This window comes from Aphanizomenon sp. UHCC 0183, from assembly GCF_009712065.1.
GTDB classification, from domain to species: Bacteria; Cyanobacteriota; Cyanobacteriia; order Cyanobacteriales; family Nostocaceae; genus Dolichospermum; species Dolichospermum heterosporum.
The window spans coordinates 60,562-70,029 of the sequence record NZ_VILC01000009.1 but is presented as its reverse complement, the minus strand read 5'-3'; the positions used below and the strand labels follow the sequence as shown (position 1 = coordinate 70,029).

General features: G+C 36.5%; 8 protein-coding genes. 5 read left to right on the top strand and 3 right to left on the bottom strand.

Annotation, left to right across the window (positions count from 1 at the left end; genetic code table 11):
- The first annotated feature begins 462 nt into the window (after nt 1-462).
- From FJR37_RS04330 to FJR37_RS04315, 4 genes are all read left to right on the top strand, one after another.
- The gene (locus FJR37_RS04330; RefSeq protein ID WP_027402676.1) at nt 463-792 is read left to right on the top strand and encodes a hypothetical protein; all 330 of its coding nucleotides are present in this window, start codon (nt 463-465) and stop codon (nt 790-792) included.
- 249 nt (nt 793-1,041) lie between these two features.
- The gene (locus FJR37_RS04325; protein WP_168465395.1) at nt 1,042-2,244 is read left to right on the top strand and encodes an ABC exporter membrane fusion protein; all 1,203 of its coding nucleotides are present in this window, start codon (nt 1,042-1,044) and stop codon (nt 2,242-2,244) included.
- A gap of 92 nt (nt 2,245-2,336) precedes the next feature.
- Nucleotides 2,337-3,512 (top strand): ABC transporter permease DevC, encoded by a 1,176-nt coding sequence (gene devC, locus FJR37_RS04320; RefSeq protein WP_053538002.1) that lies wholly within the window; start codon nt 2,337-2,339, stop codon nt 3,510-3,512.
- Nucleotides 3,513-3,894: 382 nt separating this feature from the next.
- A complete protein-coding gene (locus tag FJR37_RS04315) occupies nt 3,895-4,593 on the top strand; it encodes a DevA family ABC transporter ATP-binding protein (RefSeq protein WP_053538003.1) in 699 nt (232 codons plus the stop codon).
- A gap of 293 nt (nt 4,594-4,886) precedes the next feature.
- On the opposite strand, the gene FJR37_RS04310 is transcribed toward FJR37_RS04315, so the two are convergent.
- Nucleotides 4,887-5,861: an SDR family NAD(P)-dependent oxidoreductase gene (locus FJR37_RS04310; RefSeq protein WP_168465459.1), complete on the bottom strand. Its 975-nt coding sequence runs from the start codon at nt 5,859-5,861 to the stop codon at nt 4,887-4,889.
- Nucleotides 5,862-6,373: 512 nt separating this feature from the next.
- On the opposite strand from FJR37_RS04310, the gene FJR37_RS04305 reads away from it, so the two are divergent.
- Nucleotides 6,374-8,359 carry an AarF/ABC1/UbiB kinase family protein gene (locus tag FJR37_RS04305; protein WP_168465394.1) on the top strand — a complete coding sequence of 662 codons (1,986 nt, stop codon included), beginning with the start codon at nt 6,374-6,376 and terminating at the stop codon, nt 8,357-8,359.
- 220 nt (nt 8,360-8,579) lie between these two features.
- On the opposite strand, the gene FJR37_RS04300 is transcribed toward FJR37_RS04305, so the two are convergent.
- Together FJR37_RS04300 and aroH are read right to left on the bottom strand one after the other, a co-directional pair.
- The gene (locus FJR37_RS04300) at nt 8,580-8,867 is read right to left on the bottom strand and encodes a hypothetical protein (RefSeq protein ID WP_053538005.1); all 288 of its coding nucleotides are present in this window, start codon (nt 8,865-8,867) and stop codon (nt 8,580-8,582) included.
- A 39-nt stretch (nt 8,868-8,906) separates the two neighbouring features.
- On the bottom strand, nt 8,907-9,320 hold the full coding sequence (gene aroH, locus FJR37_RS04295) for a chorismate mutase (protein WP_053538006.1): 414 nt from the start codon (nt 9,318-9,320) through the stop codon (nt 8,907-8,909).
- Between the last annotated feature and the right edge of the window lie 148 nt (nt 9,321-9,468).

Sequence of the window (9,468 nt, the reverse complement as noted above, 5' to 3'; positions counted from 1 at the left end):
AAAGATTTGATATAGGATTTTGAATATGTAATTATTGTTCATTAGTTTCTAATGCCAAATAGTGAATATTTGCATCTATCTCCAGAAAGATTTTTTTATATTTTGTAAAATTAGTCACTACCAAATATATCTAAAGAATTAAAAAAATATTTTTCTATCAAATTGATTCTAAAGTTTGAGATAATGAAAGGTCAGTAATTCTTAATCTATACAAGGAGTTAATAATTTGATGCTTGCAATTTTTACCAATCTAAGATAGTGCGACAAATAAGGTTTTATGAAACAATTAGTTGCATATAGGTTGAAATTCCCAAAAAATAAGTTTAACCTAAATTATTAAATCAGGGAAATTTAGACTGTGAATTTAAAGCGGTCTTTGAGCATTAAATTAGTCAATTAAACTTTATTGCATTATTTGGCTTCTGCAATATTGGAATTACAAAACTACAAGGAATTGCTGGCATGAGACTATCTGAATTAGATCCACTCATCCCGCTGAATGAGTTACGAGAAGACCTCCTCAAATTACCAAAAGGTTACTCATTTCATGAAGATGAATTAGTAGATTTTCTATCACGGAGAAGATGGCCTGAAAGCAATCGTCGAATTGATAGAACAACATTTTGGCGGTGGCGTAATGACAACGCTATTGAGCATCAAAAAATATTCAGTCGTTTGGATCTTCTCAAACTTTGTCAAATTTGTGATCACTATCGAGTTGACGGAACACGGAGTGAATACTTGGCAATTATGCGGAAGAAAAAAGAGAAAGAGGTCGTGCTGAATAAATAAACTTTTGATATTGGTAATTGGTAATAGTCAGTAACTGATTACCCATTACCTATCAAAATTTTAGCATTTAAATATTTTATGTAATGGGTAATTAATCAACTGAGTAAATAATTCTTGATCAATAGTATTTTTTTTGGATATTGGATCATATATAAGGTTGTCAAGAGATGTTATCAAGTATAGGGACTTTTCTGGTTCTTATTGAGAATCAGAAATACTGTCGTATTTCCTAATTTAAAAGACAAAATCATGGTACACAAAGAAAAGCACTCATTAATAAAACCTGTGAGTTTGTGGCCGATAATGTTAGCAAGTTCTGGAGTTATAGCTACTAGTCTAATATCTCTCTATAGCCTTTCATATTTTCAGAAACATTCTAAATCAACTTCTACAATATCTCCTATTATCCCTATTTCTGCACCTACCATTACTGCTGTTGCTGCTTTAGGACGGTTAGAACCCCAAGGAGAAGTAATTCGTCTTTCCGCACCCAATTCTCAGACAGGGATAAGAGTTAATCAACTTTTGGTGAAAAAAGGAGACAAAATTCGTCAAGGACAAGTAGTAGCAATTCTTGATAGTTATATTCCTAATCTTGCAGCTTTAGAAAAAGCAAAACGACAAGTAGAAGTCAGTCAAGCGAATCTTCAGCAAGTAGAAGCAGGGGCGAAAAGAGGTGATATTTCGGCTCAAAAAGCCGCAATTTCCCGTTTAGAAGTGGAATTACGAGGATCAATTTCTACCCAAAAAGCCACAATTGCTCGTCTAGAAGCTGAACTAAAAAATTCAGAAACCGAAAATAAACGATATCAGAAATTATATGAAGATGGTGCTATTTCTGCTTCTGATGCAGATACTAAAAAATTACGCAGGGATACTGTGCAAGAACAACTTAATGAAGCTAATGCTAATCTCAAACGGACTGTAGAAACTTTGCAAAAACAGTTAAGTGAGTCTGAAGCTAGACTGAATAGTATTGCAGAAATTCGTCCTACAGATGTGCAACTAGCTCAAGCAAATGTAAAAAGTGCGATCGCATCTGTTCAACAAGCTCAAGCGGAGTTAGATTTAAGTTATATTCGTTCACCTATTAATGGTCAAGTCCTAAAAATTAATGCTTGGCCAGGAGAAATAATTGCCAATAAAGGGATATTAGAACTAGGACAAACTCAACAAATGTATGTAGTTGCAGAAGTTTACGAAACTGACATTAAAAAAGTTCGTTTAGGTCAATCAGCAACTATCACGGGTGACGCTTTCACAGGAAAATTACAAGGGACAGTTACAGATATTGGTTTACAAGTTGGCAGACAAAATATCTTTAACACTAATCCTGGTTCAGATACAGATAATAAAATAGTTGATGTAAAAATTCGCATTGATAAATTAGCAGATAATCAACGAGTTTCTAATTTAACTAATTTACAAGTCCAGGCACTTATTCAGATATAAGCCTGAACTGTAATTTGTCTAATTAATTTGATGGGGATGATGACTAATGGGTATTTTGAAATCCTATGATGAGATAGGAAATAGGAGAAAATATGATTTTAAATATACCTTTAGCTTGGCTACAATTAGCAAAGCAAAAAGTACGCTTTCTTGTAGCATTAGCGGGTATTGCTTTTATTTCTGTTTTAATGTTTATGCAAATTGGGTTTCAAGATGCTCTTTATGCCAGTGCGACTCAAGTACATAAACATCTTCGAGGTGATTTGTTTTTAATTAGCTCCCAATATAAATCCTTGACTTCTACTCAAAGTTTTCCTCGCAGTCGTTTATATCAGATATTAGGTTTTAATGGGATTGAATCAGTTGAACCTTTATATGTCCAATTTGCTAAACTGAAAAATCCTCTCAATGGTCGCAAATATCCTATTTATGTCCTGGGATTTGATCCCGTTAAATCCATCTTTCGATTACCCGAAATAGATCAAGATTTTCAATTACTCAAAATTCCTGATCAAGTATTTTTTGACCGAGCCGCACGTCCAGAATTTGGACCAATTGCTGAATATTTTCAGAAAAATAAACCTATCAGTATGGAGATATTTAGTTATTTAGGAACAGTTGGTTACAAGGTTAAAGTTAGTGGGTTATTTACCCTTGGGCCTTCTTTTGGTGTGGATGGTAATTTAATAGTCAGTTCTTCTACTTTTTTTAGAATCTTTCCAGAACGCAGAGCAAATGAACTAGATATAGGCTCAATTAATCTGCAACCTCATGTTAACCCAAAAACAATTTTAGCAACCTTATCTGCTAATTTACCTGATGATGTCACAGTGATGACTCGCCAAGAATTTATTGATTTTGAAAAAAGCTATTGGACATTAAGAACACCGATTGGATTTGTGTTTAATTTGATGGTAACGATGGGTTTTGTTGTTGGTGTCATTGTTGTTTATCAAATCCTTTATAGTAATATATCAAGCCATTTTGTCCAATTTGCTACACTCAAGGCCATGGGATTTAGAAATAAATATCTTTTGAATGTTGTTTTTCAGCAAGCTATAATTTTAGCTGTCTTGGGTTATATTCCCGGTTTTGCTATCTCTCTAGGACTATATGATATTGCCAAAGATGCAACTAAATTACCAATTGTTATGGATATAAATAAGGGTTTATTAGTATTTACGTCTGTGATTATTATGTGCTTAACTTCTGGTTTCTTTTCTACTAATAAATTACGTAAGGTAGATCCAGCAGAAATTTTTAATTAACCACAAATTGTCATTATGACAAGGGAACAGAGAAGAGGTTTTAGAGGTTGTTTGAAAAGTGGTATCCCGTAATTTTCATCACATTGTTACCCCCCTAAATCCCCCCGATGCTTTGGGGGGAAACCAGAAAATTAGTTCCCTCCCCTTTACAAGGGGAGGGTTAGGGTGGGGTAATTTGGGGAATAATGGTGATTCGATAACTTGTGTGTACACCATAGCCGATGCTTTGGGGGGAAACCGGAAAAATTAGTTCCCTCCCCTTTACAAGGGGAGGGTTAGGGTGGGGTAAAATATTTGATCCAGCAATCATGACTTTTCAAACACCCTCTTAAGCAACTTTACTTTTCGTTACATATTTCGGTTTTTTACCGTTCACCCACTTATGCAATATTCACATTCTGCTAATATTTTACAAATCACAAATCTTAATCATTACTTTGGTAATAGTAAATTACGAACTCAAACTTTATTTGATATTAATTTGACGATCAAATCTGGAGAAATTGTCATCATGACTGGACCTTCTGGTTCAGGAAAAACTACTCTATTAACATTAATCGGTGGTTTGCGTTCTGTCCAAGAGGGAAGTTTAAAATTTAGTGGACAAGAATTATTAAATGCTAGTAATGAAGAATTAGTTCAAATACGTAGGCAAATTGGTTATATTTTTCAAGCTCATAATTTACTAGATTTCTTAACTGCTATGCAAAATGTACAAATGTCTTTAGAATTGCAATCTAATATTTCTCAATGGGAATCTTATATTCAGTCTGAAGCAATACTTAATGCTGTGAAATTGGGAGATAGAATTAATTATTATCCCTCTGATCTTTCTGGGGGACAGAAGCAACGAGTGGCGATCGCTCGCGCTTTAGTGAGTCATCCTAAGTTAGTATTGGCCGATGAACCTACGGCTGCTTTAGATAGTAAATCAGGACGAGATGTGGTTAATTTAATGCAGCAATTAGCAAAAGAACAAGATTGCTCAATTTTAATTGTTACCCATGATAACCGCATTTTAGATATTGCTGATAGAATTATCAACATGGAGGACGGTTATTTAATCCAACATGAAGTTTAGGGTTATCTCCTAGATTTGTACTTAACCAAATTTACTAAGAGAACTCCACAAAAAAAATGATCCAATTTTGTGGGATGGGCATCCTTGCCCGTCCTTGATGATTAGCGGGCAATTCGTCCCGCACCACAAGAAATTTTGGGATATTTTTTTGATTGGAAGTCTCTAATAAACCTGTGCTGCATGAGTTGTCATTGCGAGTGAAAGGAAGCAATCTCTTGACAACCGATAAACCACCTAACGCAAAAATCTCTCAAACCCTTATTCCTCTGTGTCCTCTGCGCCTCCGTGGTTCGTTAATCAGGATAATTTATTTCTTGGAAGTCCCTAAAGAATAAAATCACTAACCAAGGTATTGTTAAATCAGGAATTAACCCAGCATAATTTCTTAAAAAAGGTATTTGCCTTGGTAAAATAAACCTCAAAGAACGTAAAGACACAGGACGATTACCATTTTCATCTACAAATCCATATCTCTTGGCAACTTCAGCGACAATTTGGATTTTACCTGTATATTTGATAATATTAGCATCAGCAGCTAAACTAGCGATCGCCCTCCCAGTGAATAACGGTGTTTCCCAATTATAACTATCACCAAATGATAGAGATTTACCATCTTCTGAACTCTGTTCTTTAGCAAAACTGGTAATCTGTTCTGTACCGACAATCCCCGGATAAATAGCCAAAGAAGTCACATTATCCTCCTTCAATTCTTTAGCCATATCTGCGGCTAATCTATCACAGGCACTTTTGCCTACACCATAGGGAACACTAAAAATATAAGACATTCCGCCCCAAGAAGAAATAGTAAAAATAATTCCCTCTTTCCGCTTTGTCATCATCCTCGCAGCATAAATACTAGCCACATAATGACTTCGTAAACCGACATGATTCGCAGCATCCCAAAAACTCGGTTCTAACTCCCAAAAAGTTTTACCAAAGCCCTCTCTAATAGCTTGTACTCCTGCATAAACATTATTAACTAAAATATCTAATTGACCATTTTGTTCTCTCTCAATCCGGGCAAAAAGTTGGCGAATTTGCTCATCATCACTATGATCAACCTGCACGGGAATACAAACCCCACCAGCTTCTATAACGGCGGTTTCAGTTTCTTGTAAACTCCCACCAAGACCATCATTATTAGGTTCAAGAGTGCGTCCTGTAATATAGACTGTAGCACCAGCTTCACCTAATCCAATTGCAATTCCTTTACCAATTCCTCTGGTAGCACCTGTGACTAATGCTATTTTTCCTTGCAGATGTTTAATCATTTTTTATGAGGAAATTTATATTTTTAGTATAAAATCATTATATTAATATTCTCAATTTTGTCAATTATCATGAATCCGCTAATCAACGACATCAAACAAATTATCAAGAATGCAATTAAGTAGGTTAGCATTGAAAATTGTCGTTGTGGGAAGGGAATAGGCAAGAGGGAATAGGCGATTTTACCTGTTGGTTAAGAAAACCCGATAATTGGAACAATAACATTATTGATGCCGATTTATTTTGTCCTTTTAGATATCAACAATAACCAGTTAAAAATCCAGTCCCCTCCCCTTTACAAGGGGAGGGTTAGGGAGGGGTAAAACATTTAATACAACTTACACAAGCGTCATTAAACGTACATATTTGCGCCATACTTTGCTTAAATATACTAAAACTCGGCTGTTAACAAGAAAACTAGCGGCAAGAATTTCTAATTTGCGAATATATCCCGAAAAGACAAGATATTGTTACAATATTTAACAACGTTGATTTAACTGGTGGCTTCTTCATGATGGTTAAGACACTTCCCCCTAGTTCTCGAACAAGTCAGGAGGACAGTCGCGGAGGCGAATTGTCCGTGATTGAGGTAGTAGCAGAACAAAGTACACAGACGGTAGTAATCAAATCGGCGCAGGCTTCTCAACAGCCAAGGCACAAAGTGAGGACAGGATCTGAACCGGAGTCGGTGCTGTATGATCCTGTGGAAATAGCAGCACAGTATAGTGGGCGATTCCTACAAGTTATCCGGCGGATTCTAACGGTTTTAAAACCAATTCTTGCCTTTGTCTTCGGGTTATGGTGGGATAAGCAATGGGGAATTTTGGTTAAAAATGAACGTCGTCGCGCTGTTCAACTGAGAGAATTATTAACAAAGCTAGGACCAGCTTACATTAAAATTGGTCAAGCTTTATCCACTAGACCAGATTTAGTCCCACCAATTTACCTAGAAGAATTAACTAGACTCCAAGATCAATTACCAGCTTTTCCTAATGAAATAGCTTACCAATTTATTCAGGAAGAATTGGGAGCAACACCGTCAGAAATTTACGCAGAATTTTCGTCCCAACCGATTGCGGCGGCCTCCTTGGGACAAGTATATAAAGGCAGATTGAAAACTGGGGAAGAAGTAGCGATTAAAGTCCAACGTCCAGATTTACGGGAACGAATTACGATAGATTTGTATATTTTGCGGAAACTGGCTGCTTGGGTACAGCGGAATCTCAAGCGGGTACGTAGTGATTTAGTCGGAATTTTGGATGAGTTAGGCGATCGCATTTTTGAAGAAATGGACTATATTCATGAAGGCGAAAATGCAGAACGCTTTTTTGAATTATATGGTCACATGAAGGATATTTATGTACCAAAAATTTACTGGGAATACACCAACCGTCGCGTTTTAACGATGGAGTGGATTAACGGCATCAAATTAACTCAACCCGAAAAAATCGCCGCTTTAGGAATCAATGCCCGGTATTTAATTGAAGTTGGAGTCCAATGTTCTTTGCGTCAATTATTAGAACATGGATTTTTCCACGCTGACCCCCACCCAGGTAACTTGTTAGCGACAATGGATGGTAAATTAGCTTATCTCGATTTTGGCATGATGAGCGAAGTAAAACCAGCCCAACGTTATGGTTTAATTGAAGCAATTGTCCACGTCGTTAATCGGGAATTTGATAGTTTAGCAAAAGACTATGTAAAGCTAGAATTCCTCACTCCCGAAACAGACCTAACTCCCATTATTCCTGCTTTTGCCAAAGTATTTGCTAACGCCCAAGGTGCAAGTGTCGCGGATTTGAATATTAAAAGTATCACCGATGATTTATCGGCTTTAATGTATGAATATCCTTTCCGTGTTCCCCCATATTACGCCTTAATTATTCGTTCGCTTGTGACTTTGGAAGGAATTGCAATCTATATAGATCCCAATTTCAAAGTTCTCAGTGAAGCCTATCCTTATGTTGCTAAAAGGCTGTTAACAGATCCCGCAAACGAGTTAAGAACATCATTACAAGAATTACTGTTTAAAGATGGGAAATTCCGCTGGAATCGCTTAGAAAACCTGCTAAAAAATGCCCGCAGTAACCAAGAATATGATCTGAACTTAGTCGTTAATCAAGGAGTAGAATTTCTCTCCTCTGACCGAGGTGCATTTATTCGTGATAGATTAGTTGATGAATTTTTCAACAGTATAGATGCTGTCAGTAAAAATGCCTTACACAACTTCACTTATGTACTTCGAGAAAAGGTAGGAATTACCGCAGTTCATCAAATTCCTTCAGCCTCAGTTGAACAACAACAAACCTTAGAATATATTAAACGCATTGCGGGAATTTTACGAGACACTAAAGGCTTTGATGCCACAAAATTTGCTCCTCAATTAGCCCAAATTATTGTTAATCCAGGAGTCCAACTTTTAAGTCAACAAATTGCCACTCGCGTCACCCAGAAAGCCGTAACTCGCGTCATTCGGGACTTATTAGCATCTGAATAATGTCCAAATTGTCTAAACTGTGATTTTTTTGATTTAGATGATTGAGATGATTAATTAATCAGAAAAATCAAATTAATCACACAAATCATAGTTCAGACGTTTTTTTGATTGAGATAATTAATTAATCAGAAAAATCAAATTAATCACACAAATCATAGTTTAGACGATAATTAATTAATCAGAAAAATCAAATTAATCACACAAATCATAGTTTAGACAATCAAATATTCGTTCCTAAACTCTGAGCGTAAATCACCTCAATATTGCTACTAAAATCCAATTTATCCAAGGATTCTGTGAAAAACACAAAACCCTTATACGCAGTCACATACTTATATATTTTCGTAAAATAACCTTCACTGGTGACAATGACAAGCGGCTCTTCACCTTTGGTAAGAATATCCAAAAAAGCATCTAACTTTACACATACACCAGTACCCTGATGAGTGAAAATACTCCCACCAATAGTAGCAGGTTGAGCAGCCGCGTCACCACTGTAATAGCTCATTTAGCGCTAACTTTTACTTATGTTATTGACCAGCTAATTTTAAACTTTCGTCTCCACTACCTGCTGTGAAGTTTGTAACGTTTGGGGTAAACTCCAATCGGGACGCAATTTAGCAGCGTGACGTAAATAAACGTGGTGAATTGGCGTAGAAGTTGGTAAATTAGCGTGAATTAGAAAGCGAATACAGCGCTGTAAACTTCCTTCAACGTGCATTTGTTGGACATCTAACATAGCTACACTATCCCACAAAGGACGACTGCGGGCGATCGCTGCTGGAAAAATAGCATCCAAATCCTTTGTCACTGAAAAAGTCACACTAATCATATCGTCCGGTTGGAGTTTATTTCTTTGCTCCAATTCATCTAATAATTCTGTCACTGAATCTCGAATTGCTTCAACACTATTTTCTGCAACAGTTGTTGCACCCCGAATTGCTCGCATTTGCCATTTCACTACCAAAATCCTCCTTTTGTATTTGTCAGTTGTCAGTTGTCAGTTGTCAGTGGTCAGTGGTCAGTTGTCAGTTGTCAGTTGTAATAATTCTTCCCTGTTCCCCGTTCCCCGTTCCCCGTTCCCTGTTCCCTGTTCCCTGTTCCCTGTT